Origin of the sequence: Actinomadura keratinilytica, assembly GCF_039539665.1 — a bacterium.
Lineage (GTDB): Bacteria > Actinomycetota > Actinomycetes > Streptosporangiales > Streptosporangiaceae > Spirillospora > Spirillospora keratinilytica.
On the sequence record NZ_BAABDO010000069.1, the window covers coordinates 1 to 20,464 of the forward strand.

Below are 20,464 nucleotides of genomic sequence, written 5' to 3' on the forward strand. Positions count from 1 at the left end.
CTCCCACAACTCGTCTGGAACCAGCCGCTCGACCATCACCACGAGCGACAGAGTACCGATCAAGCCAAATGAGACAAGCTCTTAGTCACCGCACTATGGCGGGCTTTTCGTACTGCGTGACCGCGGCACGGTGTCGTTCGAGCCGGTTAGTGCCGCGCTCCACGGGCAGGGCACCGCCGATGATCCAGGGGGCAGGACACCGGCGGCCCCGCCCGCCCCGGCTGCCCTGATCGCGGTGGTGACGGGCCTGGTCGCCTTGACGGGAACCGTGCAAGCGCACACCGTCAACCCTTCTTCGTCGGCCTGCCGCACGATTTCCTCAAAAGGAACTCGTCGCCGTCATCATCGAGAGCTGAACACCACGACGCTGCCGGGTGCGCGACTGCCCGAGGTGGCCGCCTGGCCGACCGGACGTCCGCCCCCGCCTGGGAACGCCTCGACGCCGCAAACCGCCGACAGGTACTCCGTCGGCGGTTGCGGATCGGGATGCCACGAGGCCGCGGAGGCGGTGCGGACCGGGGAGCAGCCCGGTCCGCACCGTGGCGCGGGGGAGGGTCAGAGCAGTTCGACGTCGAGGCGTGAGCGCAGTTCGTCCACGGTGGTGCCGTACGTCTCCAGCACGTGGACGCCGTCGGGCCGCAGGTCGAACGCGGCGACCTCGGTGTAGACGCGGCTGACGCACCTGACGCCGGTCAGCGGGTAGGTGCACTTCGGGACCAGCTTGGGCGCACCGGACTTGGTGAAGAGCTTCATCATCACGTAGACGTCCTTGGCGCCGATCGCCAAATCCATCGCGCCGCCGACGGCGGGGATGTCGTCGGGTTTGCCGGTGTGCCAGTTGGCCAGGTCGCCGTGTTCGGAGACCTGGTAGGCGCCGAGCACGCAGATGTCGAGGTGACCGCCGCGCATCATGGCGAAGGAGTCGGCGTGGTGGAAGTACGCCGCCCCCGGCAGTTCGGTGACCGGGACCTTGCCGGCGTTGGTGAGATCGGGGTCGATCTGGTCGCCCTCGGCCTTCGGCCCCATGCCGAGCATGCCGTTCTCGGTGTGCAGGACGACGCCGAGCTCTTCGGGCAGATGGTCGGCGATCTTGGTGGGCTGGCCGATGCCGAGGTTGACGTACGCGCCGGCCGGGATGTCCCGCGCGATCACGGCGGCCACCTCGTCCATGCTGAGCGGACGGTCGGCGGCGACCGGTGCTCCGGCGGTGGCTTCGGTGGTCATCGTGCCCCCTGGACGGTGTAGCGGCGGGACTCGACCGCGACGATGCGGTCGACGTAGATGGACGGGGTGACGACCGTCTCCGGGTCGATCGCGCCGAGCGGGACGACCTCGTCGACCTGGACGATCGTGGTGGTGGCGGCGGTCGCCATCACCGGGCCGAAGTTGCGGGCGGTCTTGCGGTAGACGAGGTTGCCCATCGGATCGGCACGGTACGCGGAGATGAGGGCGTAGTCGCCCTTGATCGGATACTCCAGCACGTAGTCGCGTCCGTCGATGGTGCGCACCTCCTTGCCCTCGGCGAGCGGGGTGCCGACCGCGGTCGGGCAGTAGAACGCGCCGATCCCCGCGCCGGCGGCCCGCATCCGCTCGGCGAGGGTGCCCTGCGGCACCACCTCCAGTTCGATCTTCCCCTCGCGGTACAGCGAGTCGAAGACGTAGGAGTCCACCTGCCGCGGGAAGGAGCACACCACCTTGCGGACCCGACCGGCCGCGAGCAGCGCCGCCAGGCCGACGTCGCCGTTGCCGGCGTTGTTGGAGACGATCGTGAGGTCCTTGGCGCCCTGCCGGATGAGGGCGTCGATGAGGTCGAACGGCATCCCGGCCATACCGAAGCCGCCGACCAGGACGGTGGAGCCGTCCTCGATCCCGGCGACGGCCTCGTCGGTCGACTCCAGCACGACGGCCCGGCTCACTGCGCCACCTCCAGGTTCTCCAGCACGACGGCGAGCCCCTGGCCGACGCCGATGCAGATGGCGGCCACGCCGTACCGTTCGCGGCGCTCCCTCAGGACGGCGGCCAGCGTCCCGAGGATCCGGCCGCCGGAGGCGCCCAGCGGGTGCCCGATCGCGATGGCCCCGCCGCGCTGGTTGACGATCCCGGGGTCGCGCAGGCCGTCCTTCAGCCAGGCGTCGACGCAGGCCAGCGACTGCACCGCGAACGCCTCGTTGAGCTCGACCGCGCCGACCCGGTCCCAGGTGATCCCGGCGCGGGCGAGCGCCCGGTTGGCGGCCTCGACCGGGGCGTAGCCGAACTCCCGCGGATCCAGCGCCATCGCGCCCTTCCCGATGATCCGGGCGATCGGGTCGCGGCCGACGGCCTCCGCGGCCGACTCGCCGCCGAGGAGCACCGCGGAGGCGCCGTCGGAGAGCGGGGAGGCGTTGCCCGCGGTGATGGTGCCCTCCGGCCGGAACGACGGCTTGAGCGCGGCGAGCTTGTCGATGCCGGTGTCCGGGCGGATGCCCTCGTCGCGGGCCAGCCCGCCGACCGGGGTGACCAGCGCGTCGTAGAAGCCGTCCTCCCACGCCCGGTGCGCGAGGCGGTGGGAGCGGACGGCGAACTCGTCCTGGCGCTCGCGGGAGATGCCGAAACGCTCCTGGAGCTGCTCGTTGCACTCGCCCAGCGAGACGGTCCACTCCTTCGGCATCCGCGGGTTGACCAGCCGCCAGCCCAGCGTCGTCGACACCGCGGCGACGTCGCCCGCCGGGAAGGCCCGCGACGGCTTGGGCAGCACCCACGGCGCCCGCGTCATCGACTCGACCCCGCCGACGAGGACGATCTGCGCGTCGCCCGTCTCGATGGCGCGGGCGCCGACGATCGCCGCGTCCAGGCTGGAACCGCACAGCCGGTTGACCGTCGTGCCGGGCACGCTGGTCGGCAGACCGGCCAGCAGCGCGGCCATCCGCCCGACGTTGCGGTTCTCCTCGCCGGCGCCGTTGGCGTTGCCCCAGACGACCTCGTCGATCGCGGCGGGATCCAGCGACGGCGTCTGCGCGAGCAGGCCGCCGATCGCGGCGGCGGCCAGATCGTCGGGCCGGACGTCGGCCAACGCGCCGTTGAACTTGCCGAACGGGGTCCGCACGGCGCTGTAGAGGAACGCACTGCTCATGGCTCGACGCTAGAACATCGAACTAATATGGTGAAGTATCAATATCCATACACATTAAGACGTTGGACATATGGATCTGCGGCAGCTCCGCTACTTCGTCGCCGTCGCCGAAGAGCTCCACTTCGGGCGTGCGGCCGAGCGGCTCCACATGGCCCAGCCCCCGCTCTCGCAGGCGATCCGGCAGCTCGAAGCCCGGCTCGGCGTCGCGCTGTTCCAGCGCACCACGCGCCGGGTCGAGCTCACCGACGCCGGCCGCGCCTACCTGGAGCGGGTGCGGGGGATCCTCGCCGAGGTCGAGGAGGCCGCCGACCACGCCCGCCGGGTCGCCGCCGGCGCGGTCGGCCACCTCACCCTCGGCTGCGTCGGCTCGGCGACCTACAGCCTGCTGCCGACCCTGTCACGCCGGCTGGCCGCCGAACTGCCCGGCATCGACTTCTCCTTCCGCGGCGAGATGCTGGCCCCGGACCAGGTCGAGGCGCTGCACAGCGGCGCGATCGACGTGGCGCTGCTGCGCCCGCCCGCGGCCGACCCCTCCCTCACCGTCCACACCCTGCGCCGGGACCGCCTCGTGGCGGCGCTCCCGGCCGAGCATCCGCTCGCGGCCCGGAGCCGGGTGCACGCCGCCGACCTCGCCGGCGTCGACCTGATCACCTACTCGGCGGGCCGCCACTCGGTGATGCACGACGTCGTGCTCGGCCTCATGCGCGATGCCGGCGTCGAGCCGCGCATCCGGCACGAGGTGGGGGAGACCTCGACGCTCATCACCCTCGTCGCCGGGGGCCTCGGCGCCGCGGTCGTGCCCGAACCGGTGACCGCGCTCGCCCTCGACGGCGTCGTCTACCGGCCCCTCGTCCGGCCGACGGTGTCGATCGAACTGGCCGTCGCCCACCGCGCCGACCGCGACGAACCCCACCTGGCCCGAACGGTCCAGGTCATCCGCCGCCTCTTCTGAACGGCCCCCGCCGTCCGTGATCGCCGCGCTGGCGTCTTGGCACCGTTCAAGCTCTCCCACACGGCTGCCCGGGCGGCGAGTGGGAAGGACGACCCCGGGACGCCGCATCCGTCGCCACCGTGCTCCGGCGTCGCGACCAGCTCGCCGGCACATCCCCGGAACCCTGCACCCGACTGCATGAGGAGGAAGCCAAGGCGGACACCGAACGGGTGGTCAGCACCGCCTCCGTCCGCACCGACCGCCCGGCCCGCTACGGAAAGCAGCTCGTGTCGCACCTGGGCCGCCGCGCCACGGGGGAGTGGGACGACGACTCGGCCGCCGGCCGGATCGACTTCGACGGCGGCGGCCGCGTCGAGCCCTCCTGCGGTGAAGGCGTGCTCGACCTGCGCCTCGAAACCGCCGCCGACGGCCAGGCCCGCCTGGAGGACGTTGTCGGACGGCACCTCGTGCGCTTCGGAGCCCGCGACGGGCTCCTCGTCGAGTGGACCCGCGGCGACGGCACCCGGGGCACCGCGCAGCGCGGCGGAACACCCCCGTAAGCGCCGTGCGTCCTGCGAAAGCCCGACCGGCGATTCACAGGACCTGATCGAGGAGGGCGTGGAGGCGGGGGCGGAAATTGGCGAAGGGGAAATCCCGGCCGCTGACGCGAGAGCTGAAGACATAGTCGGCAACGGTCCAGATGATCATCCAGCTGATCAGCTCCAGGTCGATGTCCGGGCGGAGCCCCTGCCAGGAGTGCGAGGTCAGCACGGTCAGCAGGGGCGGCGGGAATTCTTTCTCGGGGAAACGCAGGTCGATCGCGTCCTTGAGAGAGCGCTGCGACCACAGGGCGGGGAACTCGGGGTGCTCGGTCACGAAATCGATGAAGACGTCGACCAGGTGGTGGACGCCTTCGGGGTCGTCGGGCGCCTCGCGTGCCGCGGCCTCCAGACGGGCCGTCTCCATCGCGTGGAGGCGGCCGAACGCGTGGCGGTAGAGCTGCCGCTTGCCGAGGCGGAGGAGTTTCGATTCCTCGGCTTCCTTCCCCACGGCGTCCGTGATCATCCCGAGGGTCGTGGTGTCGTAGCCCAGCTCCGCGAACAACCGGGTGGCCACGACCAGAACCTTCTCGTCCGCCTCGTCCATCGGGCGCTCTCCCCCTTCCGCTCATTCAACACCGCGTCGGACCGCTGCGCTCTCAACGGTGCGAAAAGAACATGCAAAGAGCAGGGGAGTGAAATGCGCCATCCGGTTTGCGGTCTGCTGGGCGGTGCATTTCACGCGAGGTCAGGGTATTGCCGCAGCTTGGGATCCGACGGGGCGGTCGCTCCAGGATCGGGCCCGGCCGTTTACGGCCCATGAGGCGTTGGAGAAGGGGGCGGTCGAGCACCAGGTCGCGGCGCGGCCGCAGAAAGACGGGCTGTGGGGGAACATCCGGCCGCTGCGGCAGGCGAGCCGCGTCCGCCAGGCGGTGTGCGCCTTGCAGGGTTCCTCGCAGGCCCGGAGCACCGCCGCGACCTCGGCCGGAGCGGCCAGAACGCGGCCGGCGAGGGCGCGGCGGCGTACTCTCTGCTGCACGGGACGATGAGCTCGTCGAGCGTTGCGGTCCCATCATGATCCACCGGACACGCCCTGGTAATGCCTCATCCGGGTAGGCGGGCCTCGATCGCATCGGCCGCACAGGGCGCACCGCCCGCCGCACGCAGGTCGTCCTGCAGGGCGCGCAGCCGCTGCCGGACGCCGGGATCGTCGAGCAGGGCGCGGACGGCTTCGCGCAGGCGTTCGGCGGTGGCATCGGCGGGGGCGATAGTCGAGCCGAGGCCAAGGGCGGCGATGCGGTCGGCGGTGGTCTGCTCTTCTGGGGTGTGCGGGATGGCCACCATCGGTACGGCCGCCGCCAGGGATTCCATCGCGGAGTTCATGCCGGTGTGAGTGACGAAGGCGTCGGCGTGTGCGAGCACCGCGGGCTGCGGGACGTGCCGGTGGGCCTCGATGTTCGCGGGCAGCGGCCCGAGATCGGCGGGGTCGATGCCGCGGCCCACGGACATCACGACGTGGTAGGGCTCGTCGGCGAACGCCTGGACGCAGGTGCGGAAGAGGTCCGGGCGGCTGATGATCGTGCCCAGCGACACCAGGACCAGCGGCCGTCCCGGGGGCGTCCAGTCCTGCGCGGCGGGCAGCCGGGTGGGGCCGACGAACGCGTAGCGGTCATCGAAGGTCTCGTCGTGCACGTGGAAGGACTTGGGCCGGTAGACGAGGTTGAACTCGGCCGAGACCGACTGCAGGTGGTCGATGCGGTGTCCGCCCCGGGATGATCCATGGCGCGGGCGAGGCGGTGTTCGCCGTCGCCCGCGCGGCCGGATGGTCGGCCCACGTGCTGGGGGAGTACGCCCGCGACGCACCGCTTCTCCGCCGGAGCGGCCGGGCTTGTCGCCGGAGGAATCTGCCGTCGGCTGCCGTGCTCGTCCGAGCACGCCTGCCTGCGGTCACTTCTTCGCGGGCTGTTCTCCCCGGTCGCCGGACTCGGCGGCCGCGCTGACCGTTTCGGTCAGCTGCCTGAGCATCTGCAGCAGTTGCGCCCTCGTCTGCTCGTCGAGTCCCATGGCGCAGATGAGACGCGTGGGGACGTCGTCGGCCTTGGCGCGAAGCGCCTCGCCGGCGTCGGTCAGCCCGATCTCGACCGAACGCTCGTCGTCGCGTCGGCGGCAGCGGGTCACCAGCCCGGCCGCCTCGAGCCGCTTCAGCAGCGGGGAGAGCGTGCCGTAGTCGAGCTGCAGCACGGAGGCGATCACCTTCACCGGCTGCGGCCCCTTCTGCCAGAGGAGTCGCATCACCAGGTACTGCGGGTACGTCAGCCCCAGCTCGTCCAGTAGATCGCGGTAGAGCGAGGTCATCGAGCGGGACGCCTTCCAGAGGGCGAGACACAGGTAGTCCTCGATCGGGACCTCGGCGTCTGTGGTTACGGACATGCAAAAAGAGTACCGCATCCAATCTCAGAAGATTAGGTTGTGCACAAGGTACTTGTGTGCTAGCTTCTTGGGTGTCAACAGAACGACGGCCCAGTGAGGAGACAGCGATGGCCACCACCACGAACGACGTCGTGCTCGAGCCGGCGGCGCAGGAGTTCGCGAACGCGACGGCCAAGCCGCCCTACCTGTTCGACCTCGGCCCGGTGAAGGGCCGCGAGACGGTCGACGAGGTGCAGTCCGGCGAGATCGACATGCCCGCCGCCGAGATCGAGGAGCTCCGCCTCTCCAGCCCGGTCGGCGAGTTCCCGGTCAAGATCGTGCGGCCGGAGGGCGTGACGGGCCTGCTCCCGGTCATCCTCTACATCCACGGCGCCGGCTGGGTGTTCGGCGACTTCCACACGCACGAGCGGCTCGTCCGCGAGCTGGCCGCCGGTGCACGTGCCGCGGTCGTCTTCCCCGACTACAGCCGTTCCCCCGAGGCGCGCTACCCCGTCGCGATCGAGCAGAGCTACGCCGCGGCGCGGTGGGTCGTCGAGCACGGAGCCGACAAGGGCCTGGACGCCACCCGTCTCGCCGTCGCGGGCGACTCGGTCGGCGGCAACATGAGCGCCGCGCTGACGCTGATGGCGAAGGAGCGCGGCGGCCCGCGGTTCGCGGCGCAGGTGCTCTTCTACCCGGTGACCGACGCGGCCTTCGACACCGAGTCGTACCACCGGTTCGCGGAGGGGTACTTCCTCCGCCGCGACGCGATGCAGTGGTTCTGGGACCAGTACACGACCGACGAGGCGCAACGCAACGAGATCACCGCGTCGCCGCTGCGCGCCGATGTCGAGCAGCTGGCGGGGCTGCCGCCCGCGCTGGTGATCACCGCCGAGGCCGACGTCCTCCGCGACGAGGGCGAGGCGTACGCGAGGAAGCTGCGCGCGGCCGGCGTCCCCGTCACCGCGGTCCGCTACCAGGGGATCATCCACGACTTCGTGATGCTGAACGCGCTGCGCGCGACGCACGCGGCCGAGGCGGCGATCCGGCAGGCGATCGGCTTCCTGGCCGAGGCGCTCGGAACCCGATGACGGGCCGAACGGACAACGGTGGCCCGGCGCTTGGCGCCGGGCCACCGTTTCATGTCGAAGGCCGGACGGCGTTCGATCGCTGCGAGCCGATCTTCCGGTCGTTCCCCGCGGCGGCGTCGTCAGGTCCGCGGCACGGCCATGAGTCAGGCCGCCGCGTCGGTCGGTTCAGACGGAGCGGTAGCGCGTGGCGAGTTCCGGGCTCTGCGCGCCGAAGGCGGCCAGGTCGGCCGTGAAGACCGCGTCGAGCAGGCCGGCGTCCTCGACGCCCGGGGCGCAGACGGTCTCGCCCAGTTCCAGGCCGCGCAGGCTGGCGGTCACGACGTCGTCGGCCGCCATGCGGGGCAGTGCGCTCATGTCGATGCCCTGGCGCTCGTGGAACTCGGTGGCCACCACACCGGGGCACACGACCTGGACCCGGACTCCGGTGCCCTCCAGTTCCGCGCTCAGGATCTGCGACAGCGCGACGAGGTAGGCCAGGCTTCCGCCGTAGACGGCACGGCGGGGCATCTGCGAGTGCGGCGCGGGACCGCTGAAGGCGATCATGCCGGAGACGTTGATGATCGTGCCCTCGCCGCGCTCCCGCATGCCCGCGACGGCGGCGCGGGTGAGCATCGTGGGCGCGAGGACCTTGACACCGACGATTTCGGCGGCCTTGTCGGCGGGGAGCTCGGCGAGCGGCATGTAGTGGGCGACGCCCGCGTTGTTCACCAGCATGGTCAGCGGCTCGGCCGCGCAGATCCGGGCCACCTCGTCGATGCCGTCGCTGGTGGACAGATCGGCGGCGACGGTCCGTACGCCGACCTGCGGGTGGGCGTCGGCGAACTCGTCCAGCCGCTCCTTGCGCCGGCCCACCAGCACCAGGTCGTAGCCGTCCGCGGCCAGGCGTTCGGCGAAAGCCCTGCCGATGCCGGAGGTGGCACCGGTGACGAGTGCGAGTCCGCTCATGATCGTTCCTTTCCGTCGCCGGCCGCAGCGGCCGGCTCTCCTGAGTTCAGCGAGTGCAGCAGCCGGGACAGCCCGCGTGCGCCCGCCATGCCGCGCTCGGTCACCGCGCCGGGATCCGCATCGGCCTCGCGCATCGCGGTGTCGAACAGTTCCATGTCCAGCGCCTCCACCCGGGACAGGTGCTCGACGTTGTCGAGCGTGACCATCGTGTTCAGCAGGGTCAGGGCCGCGCTGGAGGCGCTGCCCAGCTTCAGCGCGCCGACCAGCCGCGCCGGGTCCATGCCCAGCCCGATGGCCAGATCGACGATCTCGGCGATGTTCGCCTGGTTCATCGCCAGCAGCGCGTTGTTGAACAACTTCGCGGTCTGCCCGGCGCCCGCGCCGCCGAGATGGACGACGTGGCGGGAGAAGGAGGCGAACACGGGCCGGCAGCGCTCCACGGCCGTCCGCGGCCCGCCGACCAGGGTGGTCAGCCGTCGTTCCTCCGCGGCCGGCCGTCCTCCGCTGACCGGTGCGTCCAGGACCTCGACCCCGGCCGGTGCGCAGATCTCGGCCAACCGCACCGCGGTGGAGGGAAGGCCGGTGCCGTGGTTCACCACGACCGAACCTGAATGCAGGGCCTCCAGCAGTCCGCCCGTGACCAGCTGCAGAACGTCCTCGTCGGTGCTGACGCACAACCCGACGATCTCGCACGACGCGGCCAGATCCCGGACGCCGTCGTGGCGGACGTGCGGCACGCCGCGCAGGCCGTCCAGGGAGGCGGGCCGCCTCGCCCAGGCGTGCAGGGGAAAACCCGCCTCGGCGATGGCCGTCGCCATGGGCAGGCCCTGGTCGCCCAGGCCGATGAAACCGACGGGCGGCCGTTCGCGATCGGTGTCCATGCCGCAAGGTTGCGACGGCTCGGAACGGCCGGCCAGACCCCTGGGTTTCCTAGGAATGCCAGTACCAGGCGGTGCGATCGGGCGGACATACTGGGGAAACATGGGGACGACGGAATTCGGGCAGGCCCTGCACCGGTGGCGCGACCGGATCTCGCCGGAGGCCGCGGGACTGCCCTCCGGAGGCCGACGACGCGTCCCGGGGCTGCGCCGCGAGGAGCTCGCCCACCTGGCGGGCATCTCGGCCGACTACATCATCCGCCTCGAACAGGGCCGCGCGACCAACCCGTCGGCGCAGGTCATCGAAGCGCTGGCCCGGGCCCTTCGCCTGTCGCCCGCCGAACGCGCGCACCTGTTCCGGCTGGGCGGACTCCAGCCGCCCCAGGCGGAGTGCGTGCCCTCCGAACTCACTCCCAGCGTGCGGCGCATGCTGGACCGGCTGACCGGCACTCCCGTCGCGGTGTTCGACGCGGCCTGGACACTGCTCGTGGCCAACCCGCCCTACGCCGCCCTCATGGGTGATCCGGCGGACTGGGACGGGCACGAGCGCAACGGCGTGTGGCGCAACTTCCTCGGCCTCAGCGACCGGGTGCGGCTCACCCCGGAGTCGCGGCACTCCCTGCAGGCCGCGCTGGTCGCCGACCTTCGCGCGGCCACCGCGCGCTACCCGGGCGACCGGCGGCTCAAGCGGCTGGTCGCGGATCTGCGCGCGCACAGCGACAGATTCGCGGAGCTGTGGGAGAGCGGCGTCGCCGGCCACCACGAGGCGGGCCGCAAGACGATCGTCCATCCCGAAGTCGGCACCTTGACGCTCGACTGCGACGTGCTCAACGTGGCGGGCAGCGACCTCCGCATCATGATCTACACCGCGGAGCCCGGCACCCAGGACGCCGAGCGCCTGGAACTGCTCACCATGCTCCACTCCGGTGACAGGCGCGATCAGGTTCTCCGTGACGTCGGCGCGTCTGAAACGCAGAGCGAACTCCCGCACATCCGCGAGTTCGCCTACGAGTGACCCCGGACCTTTACATTCACACCTCCTTCGGTCGGAAGCCTTCGCCTGCACACACCTTTCGCCTGCACACCTGCTGCTCGGCCGCGGCGCGCTCACGTCCTGCGGAAGATCACCGGACGCTGATCCCTGGTCGCGACGCAGCGGTGTCCGCGCCCGGGCAAACGGCCCATCTCGGCGGCGGGGGAGGCGCTGGACCTGCATCTCAGCGACCGAAGGTCCATGGTCAGCGGGCTTTCCGATCTGTCGGGACGGCGGTCCGCGGGCCGCGCTGCCGTCTGCCGGCGGTGCGGCGAGGCACTGGCCACGGCACCGCCCGCCCGTGGCGATCGGGAACGGCCTTCCGGGGCGGCCGGTTCAACGGTCCTCCAGGAGGAGCGCGTCGCGGATCGACTTGACCCCGCCGTGGGCGGTCATGCCGCCGTCGACGGGTATCTCGGCGCCGGAGATGAAGGACGCCTCGTCGCTGAGCAGGAAGAGGACGACCGGCGCGACCTCCTCCACGGTGCCGGTGCGTCCCAACGGTGTCTCCGCGACGTTCGCGGCGCGGAAGGCCGGTGCCGCCGAAGCGGTCATCGGCGTTTCGATGTAGCCGGGGTGAACGGTGTTGACCCGGATCCCGCGCGGGCCCAGTTCCAGGCATGCGACCTTGGCCAGGCCGCGCAGGGCCCACTTGCTCGCGGTGTAGGCGGCGGGGAAGTGCCCGGTCAACGCGGCCACGGACCCCACGCAGACGATGGAGCCGCCGGGCGGCATCAGCGGCGCGAGCGTCTGGATGCCGAGCAGCACGCCGGTCACGTTGACCTGTGAAACCCGCATCAGATCGGCCGGATCCAGATCGGTCAGACGTGCGCGCCAGGTGATCCCGGCGTTGGCGACCAGGCCGTGCACCCGTCCATGGGCGGCTCGCAGGTCGTCGCCGAGGGCGGTCCAGGCGGCGGCGTCGGTGACGTCGAACCGCCGGTACCGCACCCCGGGCAGGTCCTCGGCCGGTGCCTCCCCGAGGTCGACGCCGATCACGGTCGCGCCTTCGGCGGCCAGCAGCCTGGCCTCGGCGGCGCCCTGGCCCTGTCCCGCTCCGGTGACGACCACGACCTTGCCTGCCATCCGCCCGGTCACCTGGCACACTCCCGCGGGCGGGCGGGGCGCACCGCAGGCAGGTCCGTGCCGGCGACGATGCGGCCGCCGATGCCTTCGACCGTCATCTCCACGATGTCGCCGGGCCGCAGCGGCGGCGGCAGCCGGACGTCCTTCGGCGCGACCACCGGGTTCCGCAATGCGGTTTCGCCCGCCTCCGGAACGGTGACCTGGTCACGCTCGCCGGTCATCACCTCGGACACCCTGCGCCCGTTGCGGGCCGTGCCGTCGCCGAAGATGCGGCCCGACGTGTCCCATGGCGTGGAGCACTGGAGCGGCATGAAGACCACGTCGTCCGCGCGATCGAAGCCATACGGGAACTCCGGCGGGCCGGACTCGGTATTCAAGTCGGTCGACAGCATGCTGAGCACCGGAGCGGTGCGCCGGCCCTTCGGCCCTCCGACGGCGAAGCGCTGCGGCAGCGAGAAGCCGCGGCCGCGCCGTACGAGACGTGCGGCATCGATGCGGTCGATGGCTGCCTGTCGGCTCGACGACGGAGCGCTCACGCAAGTCCTCCCTGGTCATTGCGGTGCCTATTACAGTGATGTAAGCGAGCGATTCCGGGAAGAGGAACTTTGCGATGCCGCTCATCGATGGCATCGATAAGGGCAGCTCAGGGGTCTGCGGCGGCTCGCCCTCGACCTGCTCCTCGCCCTCGAAGCGCTGCTGGAGGAGCGCAGCGTCACCCGCGCCGCGGCCAGGATGGACCTCGCCCGGCCCACGCTGTCGGCGTCACAGGCGAAGCTCCGGCGCCACTTCGGAGACGAACACCTCGTCCGCAGCGGCGACCAGTACCGGCTCACGCCACTTGCCGCGCGACCGGGTGCCCGAGGTCGACCGGGTCTTGCAGGGCAGGTCGGCGTTCGATCCCGGGCCCGTAGGCGCGGGTTCAAGCTGCCGGTCAGTGACCACGCGCCTGCGCTCGGCAGCGGTCCGCTCGCCGAGCTGCTCGCAGCCGAGGCTCCGTTCGCGCATGACCCCGGTTGCCAGCACCCACGCGGGCCTGCCCGAGCAGACGCCCGTCGGGCAGCTTCGCCAGGCGCTCCGGTCGACATGTGCTGTTTCGAGCCCGACCGCCGCGGCCGACCGGGGCCGCGACCGGACGCGGTCCTCGGCCCGCTGACGTCGAAGCTCGGGCCGAATCCGGCCTCGCGGGCCGGTCGGCGGCCGACCTCCAAGCTACTTGACGGTTCAGTCTAGACGACTTAGTCTGGCGCGGCGCGGTGGGTGACCGGCACCCCCGGACCAGCGAGAAAGGCGGCCCCATGAGCGTGGCGGCATACGAGTCGGTCGATGACGTGGCGGTGGTGACGCTGGCGAATCCGCCGGCCAACCTGTTCACCGCCGAGCTGGCGAGCGGACTGGTGGAGGTGGTCGGACGGGCCAGGGCCGAGCACAAGAGGGCGATGGTCCTGCAGGCCGACGGCGCCCTGTTCTTCGGCGGCGCGGACGTGTCGATGTTCCAGGGCAAGTCGGCGCGGCAGGCCCGGGAGATGTTCGAGGACGGCTTCCGGGCGATCGAGGCGCTGGAGGACGCGCCGTTCCCGGTCATCGCCGCGGTGCACGGGATGTGCCTGGCCGCCGGGCTGGAGCTCGCACTGGCCTGCGACCTGGTCCTGGCCGCGGAGGGCACGCAGTTCTCCCAGGTCGAGGCGCGGATCGGAGCGACGACGTTCCTGGGCGGCGTGCACCGGCTGGCCGAACGGTGCGGCCCGGCGCGCGCCAAGGAGATCGTCTACTTCGCCGACTTCCACTCGGCCGAGACGTTCGAGCGGTGGAACATCGTCAACGCGGTCGTGCCCGCGGACCAGCTGCGGGAACGGGCGCTGTCGTGGGCCCGGCGGCTCGCGAAGGGGCCCACCGCGGCGCACGCCGCCACCAAGCGGCTGGTCGCCCACACCCTCGCGCACGGCTCCCGGCAGGCCGACCGCTTCCTCCTGGACGCGGCGACCCCGCTGTTCGAGTCGCGGGACATGCGGCACGCCGTCGGTCTCATGCTGAGTCTCGGATCGCGCAAGTTCATGGCCACCCACGACGAAGTCGTCTTCGAGGGCCGCTGATGTCCACGACGGCACGGACACTGCTCGACCTGTTCCGGCGGCAGGCCGACGGTGCTCCCTCCCACCCCGCCGTCTCCTGGCGATCCGGCTCGGCGACCCAGACCCTCACCTGGAGCCAGTACCGCGACCTGGTGTTCGCCACCGCATCGGGTTTCGTGGAGCTCGGGCTGCCCGCCGGCGGCATCGCGGCGATCCTGGCCGCCAACCGGCCGGAGCATCTCATCGCGGACCTGGCCGCGCTGCACTGCGGGGCCGCCACCGTCAGCCTCTACGGGACGCTGGCGCGACCCCAGCTGGAACACGTGGTGGCCGACGCGGCGCCGTCCCTCGTCATCGTCGAGGACGCGGCGGCGCTGGCGAGGATCCGGGAGCTGGACTGGGTCCGCGCCCATCGGCCCCGACTGGTCAGCATCGAGCCGACCGGCGATCCGTCGGTGACGGCCTGGTCCGACCTGGCCCCCGGCGAGCGGGGCACCGCGGAGCTCCGCGAGAGGATCGGCAAGGTCATCCCGGACGACACCGCGACCCTCGTCTACACCTCCGGCACCACCGGGTCGGCCAAAGGCGTCGTGCTCACCCACGCGAATCTCGTCGCGCAGGTCGACGGCCTCGTCGGCACCGGAATGCTGGACTTCGACTTCCGCACCGTGTCCTACCTCCCGCTCGCGCACATCCTGGAGCGGATCTGGAGCCTGTACCTGCCGCTGCGGCTCGGCGGACACGTGTGCTGCTGCCCGGACGCCGCAGGACTCGCGGCCGCGCTCCGGGTCCACCGCCCCAGCTGCTTCATCGCGGTGCCGCGCGTGTGGGAGAAGCTGCGGGCGGGCGCCGAGGCGGCCCTCGCGTCCCCCATGTTCGCCGGCCACCGGCACACGATGGCCCGCGCGCAGGAGATCCTGCGGCGGGTGTGGTCGCTGCAGCAGGACGGCCGGGACGTTCCGCCGTCGCTGCGCGTCGAGGCGGTGTGGGCGTGGCACTGGCTGCTCCCGCTGCGGGAGGCGCTGGGCCTGGACCGGGCGGTCGTGGCGGCGAACGGCGCGGCGGCCATGTCCGGGGAGCTGCGCGGTTTCCTCGCCTCGATCGGCATCGATGTCATCCAGGGCTACGGCCTGACGGAGACCGGCGGTGTCGCGGTGAGCGAGCGGCCGCGTGCCGGCGCGGTCCACGGGGCGGTGGGCGTGCCGGTGCCCGGATACCAGGTGCGGGTCGCCGCGGACGGCGAGATACAGATCCGCGGCGGCGGTGTCACCAAGGGCTATCGCAACCGGCCGGAGGCGACCGCGGAGCTGTTCACCGAGGACGGCTGGCTGCACACCGGTGACATCGGCCGTCTCGACGAGGACGGCCGCCTGCATGTCACCGACAGGGCGAAAGAGATCATCGTCACCGCGGCGGGCAAGAACGTCTCGCCGGCCGCGATCGAGTCGCTGCTGGTCGGCCGTTCCGTCATCGACCAGGTGATGGCGGTCGGGGAGGCGCGGCCCTACGTCGTCGCGCTGATCACCCTCGATCCGCAGCGGCTGGGCGACTTCGCCCGCGCGCACGGGATACCGCCGGAGCAGGCGGCGGAGCATCCCCTGGTGCACGCCGAGGTGCAGGCCCTCGTCACGGAGGCGAACCGGAACCTGTCGCGGCCGGAGCAGATCAAGCGGTTCCGCGTGCTGCCCCGCCCGTGGAGCGTCGAGGCCGGGGAGCTGACGCCCACCTTCAAACCGCGCCGCAAGGCGATCCACGACAAGTACCGCGACAGCATTGACGCGCTGTACCGGTCCACGACCCCTACGGAGGGCTCCCATGTTTCCTGACCTGTTCTCCATCGCCGGCAGGACCGCACTGGTGACCGGAGGCACCCGCGGAATCGGCTACATGATCGCCGAGGGCTACCTGAAGGCCGGCGCCCGCGTCTTCATCTCCTCCCGCAAACCCGACGCCTGCGCCCGGGCGCAAAAGGAACTGTCGGAGTTCGGCGACGTCACGGCCGTTCCCAGCGACGTCCGCGACGAGCGGCAGTGCCGCGAGCTGATCGAGGAGGTCGCCCGGCGCACCGACAGGCTCGACATCCTGGTCAACAACGCCGGCGCCACCTGGGGCGCGGCCTTCGACGACTTCCCGGCGGACGCCTGGGACAAGGTGCTCGGCGTCAACCTCAAGGCGCCGTTCCTGCTGACGCAGCTGGCCCGGCCGCTCCTGGAGGCCGCCTCCGAGCAGGACGACCCCGCCCGCGTCATCAACATCGGGTCGATCGACGGGCTGATCGTCCCCGGTTTCGGCAACTACTCCTACTCGGCCTCCAAGGCGGCCGTCCACCATCTGACCCGGCACCTGGCGGCCGAACTGGCCCCCGCCATCCTGGTCAACGCGATCGCACCGGGCCCGTTCCCGTCCAAGATGATGGCCGCCACCCTCGACGCGATCGGCGAGCGGCTCACCGCCGCCAGCCCCGTCAGGCGGATCGGACGCACCGAGGACATCGCCGGGGCGGCCGTCTACCTGGCCTCCCGTGCCACCGCCTTCATGACCGGCGCGGTCATCCCCCTCGACGGCGGCCTCAGCACCACCGTCCGGATCCACGTGTAAAGGCGGCGACGATGTACCGACTCCCTGCCAAGGACTACGACTTCCTGCTCCGGCACGTCACCGCCGGGCAGTCCGTCCTGGACGCCGTCACCGGCGGCGAGGTCACCTTCACCGACGTCGGCGACGTGCTCGAACTCGCCTCGGCCGTCGCCGAGGAGGTCCTGCTCCCGCTCAACCAGGTCGGCGACCGGGTCGGCTGCACCGTCGCCGACGGGCACGTCACCACGCCGCCCGGCTTCGCCGACGCCTACAAGACCTTCACCGAAGGCGGATGGATCGGCCTCGGCGTCCCGGCCCGGTCCGGCGGCACGGGCATGCCGCAGCTGCTCGCCAGGGCCGCCGACGAGATCCTTTGCTCGGCGAACCTGGCGTTCTCCCTGGTGGGCGGCCTCACCACGGGCGCGATCATGGTGTTCGACGCCGTCGGGGACGACACGCTGCGCCGCACCTTCCTGCCGCCCATGCTGGCGGGCCGCTGGACCGGCACGATGAACCTCACCGAACCCCAGGCCGGAACCGACCTGGCGCAGATCCGCACCATGGCCCGCCCCAGCGGCGACGGCACCTGGTCGGTCACCGGCCAGAAGATCTTCATCACCTGGGGCGAGCACGACCTGGCCGAGAACATCGTGCACCTGGTGCTGGCCCGCACCCCCGACGCGCCTCCCGGCCACGCCGGGCTGTCGCTGTTCGTCGTCCCCAAGTACCTGCCGGGCGCCGACGGCCGGGTGGGCGAGCGCAACAGCCTCACCTGCGTCTCGCTGGAACGCAAGCTCGGCATCCACGCCAGCCCCACCTGCGTCATGGAGTACGAGGGCGCCACCGGCTACCTCATCGGCGAGCTGCACCGCGGGCTGCCGTCGATGTTCATCATGATGAACGCCGCCCGGATGGGCACCGGCGTCCAGGCGCTCGCCGTCGCCGACCGCGCCTACCGGCAGGCCGAGGCGTACTCCCGCGAGCGGGTGCAGAGCCCGGTCCCCGGCCGCGAACCCGGCGCCCCCATCGGCGAACACCCCGACGTGCGCAGGCTCCTGCTGTCCATGGGCAGCGCCGTCTCCGCGATGCGCGGCCTGGCCTCGCAGACCTCGGTGTGGCTCGACCTCGGGCAGAGCGATCTGCAGGCCCGCCGCCTGGCCGAGTTCTTCCTGCCGGTCGTCAAGGGCTGGCTCACCGAGACCGGGCAGCAGATCGCCTCCGACGCCGTCCAGGTGCACGGCGGCATGGGGTTCATCGAGGAGACCGGCGTCGCGCAGCACTACCGCGACATCCGCATCCTGCCCATCTACGAGGGGACCACCGCGGTCCAGGCCAACAGCCTCCTGGGCCGCCAGGTCGCCAGGAACGGCGGCGCCCTCGCCCGCACCGTCTGCGATCTGATCGAGCAGTCCCTGGCGGAACTGGACGCCCACGACCATCCGGCCGCCCGGCGGGTGGCGTCCCGGACGAGGTCGGCGGCGGCCGGCGCCCGGTCGGCCACCGACACGCTCGTCAAGTGCGTCGCCGACCGGCCGCGGGACGCCTACGCCGGCGCCGTCGCCTACCTGAACCTGTGGGGCCTGCTGGCGGGCGGCTGGATCCACGCCCGCATCCTCAACGCCGTCCTGAACGGCGCCGACCCCGACACCGCCGACCAGCGCATCCGCGAGGCCGACTGCTACGCCGTCCACCACCTCGGCCGCATCCCCCAGCTCGTCGAGATCATCGAGGCAGGAGAGATCGCATGACGGTGCTGCACCTGGACGTGTACACCAGCCCCGAACGCACGCTGCCCAACGGAGGGCTGTTCTCGCCCACCACGGCCACCCTCGTGCTGGGGGAGCGCGAAGCGGTCCTCGCCGACACCGGCTACTTCGCCGAGGACGTCGAGGAGATCTCCCGCCGGATCCGCGAGTCCGGCCGGACCCTCACCGCCGTCTACATCACCCACGCCCACCCCGACCACTACTTCGGACTCGACCGGCTGCTGGAGGCGCACCCGCAGGCCCGCGCCGTCGCGCTCCCGCACGTGGCGGCCGACATCGAGACGGGCCTGGAGAGCGACCGCGCCCAATGGCGGGAGTTCTTCGGCGGCAAGGCCCTCGACAACACCACCGTGCCCGAGCCCCTGGACGGCGACACCCTCACCGTCGACGGGCAGCCCCTGCGGGCGATCGCCGTCGGACAGGGCGACGTGCCCCGCAACACCGCCCTCCACATCCCCTCGCTGCAGGCGGTCATCGCCGGCGACATCATCTACAACGGCGTCAACCCGTTCCTGGCCGCATCCGGACCGGAGCAGTGGCGCGCCTGGATCGACAGCATCGGCAGGATCGCCGAGCTGTCGCCGCGGATCGTGGTCGCCGGGCACAAGCGCCCGGAACTGCCCGACGACGACCCGGCCGCCACGCTGGAGGGCACCCGCGGCTACATCCGCGATTTCATCGAGGAGCTCGAGGCGAGCGAGGGGCCCCGGGAGCTGGTCGCCCGGATGCAGCGGCGCTACCCCGACCACGCCAACCCCAGCGCCCTGATCATGTCCGCCGTCACCGCCTTCAAGCGCACGAGGAGCGGCAATGCCTGAGGCCGTCATCGTCGCCGCCGCACGTTCGCCGATCGGCCGGGCGGGCAAGGGGTCGCTGAAGGAGATGCGCCCGGACGACCTCGCCGCCCAGATGGTCGCCGCGGCCCTGGCCAAGGTCCCCCAGCTGGACCCGTCCACCGTGGGCGACCTGATCCTCGGCTGCGGCCAGCCCGCCGGCGAGTCCGGCCACAACCTCGCCCGCGTCGTCGCGGTCCTGCTCGGTCTGGACTCGGTGCCCGGCACGACCGTCAACCGGTACTGCTCCTCCAGCCTGCAGACCACCCGCATGGCCTTCCACGCCATCAAGGCGGGCGAGGGCGACGTCTTCATCTCCGCGGGCGTGGAGACCGTCAGCCGCTTCGGCAAGGGCGCCGCCGACAACCTGCCCGACACCCGCAACCCGTTCTTCGCCGAGGCCGAGGCGCGCACCGCCGCCCGCGCCGAAGGCGGCGCCGAGCGCTGGTTCGACCCGCGCCTCGACGGAGTCGTGCCCGACGTCTACCTGGAGATGGGGCAGACGGCGGAGAACGTCGCCCAGTACAAGGGGATCACCCGCGCCGAGCAGGACGAGTTCGCCCTGCGTTCGCAGAACCTGGCGGAAAAGGCCCTGGCCAACGGCTTCTGGGAACGCGACATCACCCCGGTGCGGCTGCCGTCCGGCCGGATCGTGACCGCCGACGACGGGCCGCGCCCGGGCGCCACCCTGGAGAAGCTGTCCGAGTTGAAGCCGGTGTTCCGGCCCGACGGCACGGTCACCGCGGGCAACTGCTGCCCGCTCAACGACGGCGCCGCCGCCTTGGTGATCATGTCCGACGCCAAGGCCGCCGAACTGGGCGTCACCCCGCTGGCGCGGATCGTGGCGACCGGGGTCTCCGCGCTGTCCCCGGAGATCATGGGGCTCGGCCCCGTCGAGGCGTCCCGCCGCGCGCTGGCCCGGGCCGGGATGACCATCGACGACATCGACCTGGTGGAGATCAACGAGGCGTTCGCCGCCCAGGTCATCCCCTGCGCCCGGGAACTGGGCATCGACATCGACCGGCTCAACGTCAACGGCAGGGCCATCGCCGTCGGCCACCCCTTCGGCATGACCGGCGCCCGGATCACCAGCACGCTCATCAACTCCCTGCAGTTCCACGACAAGCAGTTCGGCCTGGAGACCATGTGCGTCGGCGGCGGCCAGGGCATGGCCCTCATCATCGAACGCCTCTCCTGA

At 71.7% G+C, this 20,464-nt stretch carries 21 protein-coding genes; 11 read left to right on the plus strand and 10 right to left on the minus strand.

Translation table 11 applies throughout. The features are described from left to right. Positions 1 to 555 precede the first annotated feature (555 nt). Genes ABD879_RS20610 through ABD879_RS20620 form a run of 3 tightly spaced genes read right to left on the minus strand, consistent with a single transcriptional unit; the run spans position 556 to position 3,109 of the window. On the minus strand, positions 556 to 1,224 hold the full coding sequence (locus tag ABD879_RS20610) for a 3-oxoacid CoA-transferase subunit B (RefSeq protein ID WP_345023136.1): 669 nt from the start codon (positions 1,222 to 1,224) through the stop codon (positions 556 to 558). Further along, a complete protein-coding gene (locus ABD879_RS20615; RefSeq protein WP_345023137.1) occupies positions 1,221 to 1,916 on the minus strand; it encodes a 3-oxoacid CoA-transferase subunit A in 696 nt (231 codons plus the stop codon). The genes ABD879_RS20610 and ABD879_RS20615 overlap by 4 nt, the downstream gene beginning before the upstream one ends. Further along, on the minus strand, positions 1,913 to 3,109 hold the full coding sequence (locus ABD879_RS20620; RefSeq protein WP_345023138.1) for a thiolase family protein: 1,197 nt from the start codon (positions 3,107 to 3,109) through the stop codon (positions 1,913 to 1,915). Before ABD879_RS20620 ends, ABD879_RS20615 begins: the two co-directional genes overlap by 4 nt. Before the next feature lie 70 nt (positions 3,110 to 3,179). On the opposite strand from ABD879_RS20620, the gene ABD879_RS20625 reads away from it, so the two are divergent. After that, complete coding sequence (locus ABD879_RS20625; RefSeq protein ID WP_345023139.1) at positions 3,180 to 4,061, plus strand: LysR substrate-binding domain-containing protein; 882 nt, start codon at positions 3,180 to 3,182, stop codon at positions 4,059 to 4,061. A 209-nt stretch (positions 4,062 to 4,270) separates the two neighbouring features. Then, on the plus strand, positions 4,271 to 4,600 hold the full coding sequence (locus tag ABD879_RS20630; RefSeq protein ID WP_345023140.1) for a DUF2218 domain-containing protein: 330 nt from the start codon (positions 4,271 to 4,273) through the stop codon (positions 4,598 to 4,600). A 34-nt stretch (positions 4,601 to 4,634) separates the two neighbouring features. Here ABD879_RS20630 and ABD879_RS20635 read toward each other — a convergent pair whose 3' ends face one another. The 3 genes from ABD879_RS20635 to ABD879_RS20645 form a co-directional block, all read right to left on the minus strand. Next, on the minus strand, positions 4,635 to 5,186 hold the full coding sequence (locus ABD879_RS20635; RefSeq protein ID WP_345023141.1) for a TetR/AcrR family transcriptional regulator: 552 nt from the start codon (positions 5,184 to 5,186) through the stop codon (positions 4,635 to 4,637). A 497-nt stretch (positions 5,187 to 5,683) separates the two neighbouring features. Next, positions 5,684 to 6,271: a nucleotide disphospho-sugar-binding domain-containing protein gene (locus ABD879_RS20640; RefSeq protein WP_345023142.1), complete on the minus strand. Its 588-nt coding sequence runs from the start codon at positions 6,269 to 6,271 to the stop codon at positions 5,684 to 5,686. A 255-nt stretch (positions 6,272 to 6,526) separates the two neighbouring features. Then, a complete protein-coding gene (locus ABD879_RS20645; protein ID WP_345023143.1) occupies positions 6,527 to 7,009 on the minus strand; it encodes a MarR family winged helix-turn-helix transcriptional regulator in 483 nt (160 codons plus the stop codon). 107 nt (positions 7,010 to 7,116) lie between these two features. Between ABD879_RS20645 and ABD879_RS20650 the strand changes: the two genes are divergently transcribed. Further along, positions 7,117 to 8,079 carry an alpha/beta hydrolase gene (locus ABD879_RS20650; protein WP_345023144.1) on the plus strand — a complete coding sequence of 321 codons (963 nt, stop codon included), beginning with the start codon at positions 7,117 to 7,119 and terminating at the stop codon, positions 8,077 to 8,079. A gap of 165 nt (positions 8,080 to 8,244) precedes the next feature. On the opposite strand, the gene ABD879_RS20655 is transcribed toward ABD879_RS20650, so the two are convergent. Next, on the minus strand, positions 8,245 to 9,024 hold the full coding sequence (locus ABD879_RS20655; protein ID WP_345023145.1) for an SDR family NAD(P)-dependent oxidoreductase: 780 nt from the start codon (positions 9,022 to 9,024) through the stop codon (positions 8,245 to 8,247). Next, positions 9,021 to 9,905, minus strand: a complete 885-nt coding sequence (locus ABD879_RS20660; protein WP_345023146.1) for an NAD(P)-dependent oxidoreductase — start codon at positions 9,903 to 9,905, stop codon at positions 9,021 to 9,023. Before ABD879_RS20660 ends, ABD879_RS20655 begins: the two co-directional genes overlap by 4 nt. 100 nt (positions 9,906 to 10,005) lie before the next feature. Here ABD879_RS20660 and ABD879_RS20665 point away from each other — a divergent pair, with 100 nt between their 5' ends. After that, positions 10,006 to 10,917 (plus strand): helix-turn-helix domain-containing protein, encoded by a 912-nt coding sequence (locus tag ABD879_RS20665; RefSeq protein WP_345023147.1) that lies wholly within the window; start codon positions 10,006 to 10,008, stop codon positions 10,915 to 10,917. A 354-nt stretch (positions 10,918 to 11,271) separates the two neighbouring features. Here the strand turns inward: ABD879_RS20665 and ABD879_RS20670 are convergent, their stop codons facing one another. After that, on the minus strand, positions 11,272 to 12,021 hold the full coding sequence (locus tag ABD879_RS20670; protein WP_345023148.1) for an SDR family NAD(P)-dependent oxidoreductase: 750 nt from the start codon (positions 12,019 to 12,021) through the stop codon (positions 11,272 to 11,274). 8 nt (positions 12,022 to 12,029) lie between these two features. Continuing rightward, complete coding sequence (locus ABD879_RS20675) at positions 12,030 to 12,557, minus strand: hypothetical protein (RefSeq protein ID WP_345023149.1); 528 nt, start codon at positions 12,555 to 12,557, stop codon at positions 12,030 to 12,032. A gap of 160 nt (positions 12,558 to 12,717) precedes the next feature. Here ABD879_RS20675 and ABD879_RS20680 point away from each other — a divergent pair, with 160 nt between their 5' ends. The 7 genes from ABD879_RS20680 to ABD879_RS20710 all read left to right on the plus strand — a co-directional run bounded on the left by ABD879_RS20680 (position 12,718) and on the right by ABD879_RS20710 (position 20,464). Then, a complete protein-coding gene (locus tag ABD879_RS20680; protein WP_345023171.1) occupies positions 12,718 to 13,251 on the plus strand; it encodes a helix-turn-helix domain-containing protein in 534 nt (177 codons plus the stop codon). Between the two features lie 65 nt (positions 13,252 to 13,316). After that, positions 13,317 to 14,111: an enoyl-CoA hydratase/isomerase family protein gene (locus ABD879_RS20685; protein ID WP_345023150.1), complete on the plus strand. Its 795-nt coding sequence runs from the start codon at positions 13,317 to 13,319 to the stop codon at positions 14,109 to 14,111. Continuing rightward, positions 14,111 to 15,916 (plus strand): AMP-dependent synthetase/ligase, encoded by a 1,806-nt coding sequence (locus tag ABD879_RS20690; protein WP_345023151.1) that lies wholly within the window; start codon positions 14,111 to 14,113, stop codon positions 15,914 to 15,916. Before ABD879_RS20685 ends, ABD879_RS20690 begins: the two co-directional genes overlap by 1 nt. Next, on the plus strand, positions 15,906 to 16,688 hold the full coding sequence (locus tag ABD879_RS20695) for an SDR family oxidoreductase (protein ID WP_345023152.1): 783 nt from the start codon (positions 15,906 to 15,908) through the stop codon (positions 16,686 to 16,688). Before ABD879_RS20690 ends, ABD879_RS20695 begins: the two co-directional genes overlap by 11 nt. 11 nt (positions 16,689 to 16,699) lie before the next feature. Further along, positions 16,700 to 18,415, plus strand: a complete 1,716-nt coding sequence (locus tag ABD879_RS20700; protein WP_345023153.1) for an acyl-CoA dehydrogenase family protein — start codon at positions 16,700 to 16,702, stop codon at positions 18,413 to 18,415. Further along, positions 18,412 to 19,251 carry an MBL fold metallo-hydrolase gene (locus tag ABD879_RS20705; protein WP_345023154.1) on the plus strand — a complete coding sequence of 280 codons (840 nt, stop codon included), beginning with the start codon at positions 18,412 to 18,414 and terminating at the stop codon, positions 19,249 to 19,251. Before ABD879_RS20700 ends, ABD879_RS20705 begins: the two co-directional genes overlap by 4 nt. Then, complete coding sequence (locus ABD879_RS20710) at positions 19,244 to 20,464, plus strand: acetyl-CoA C-acetyltransferase (RefSeq protein WP_345023155.1); 1,221 nt, start codon at positions 19,244 to 19,246, stop codon at positions 20,462 to 20,464. The genes ABD879_RS20705 and ABD879_RS20710 overlap by 8 nt, the downstream gene beginning before the upstream one ends.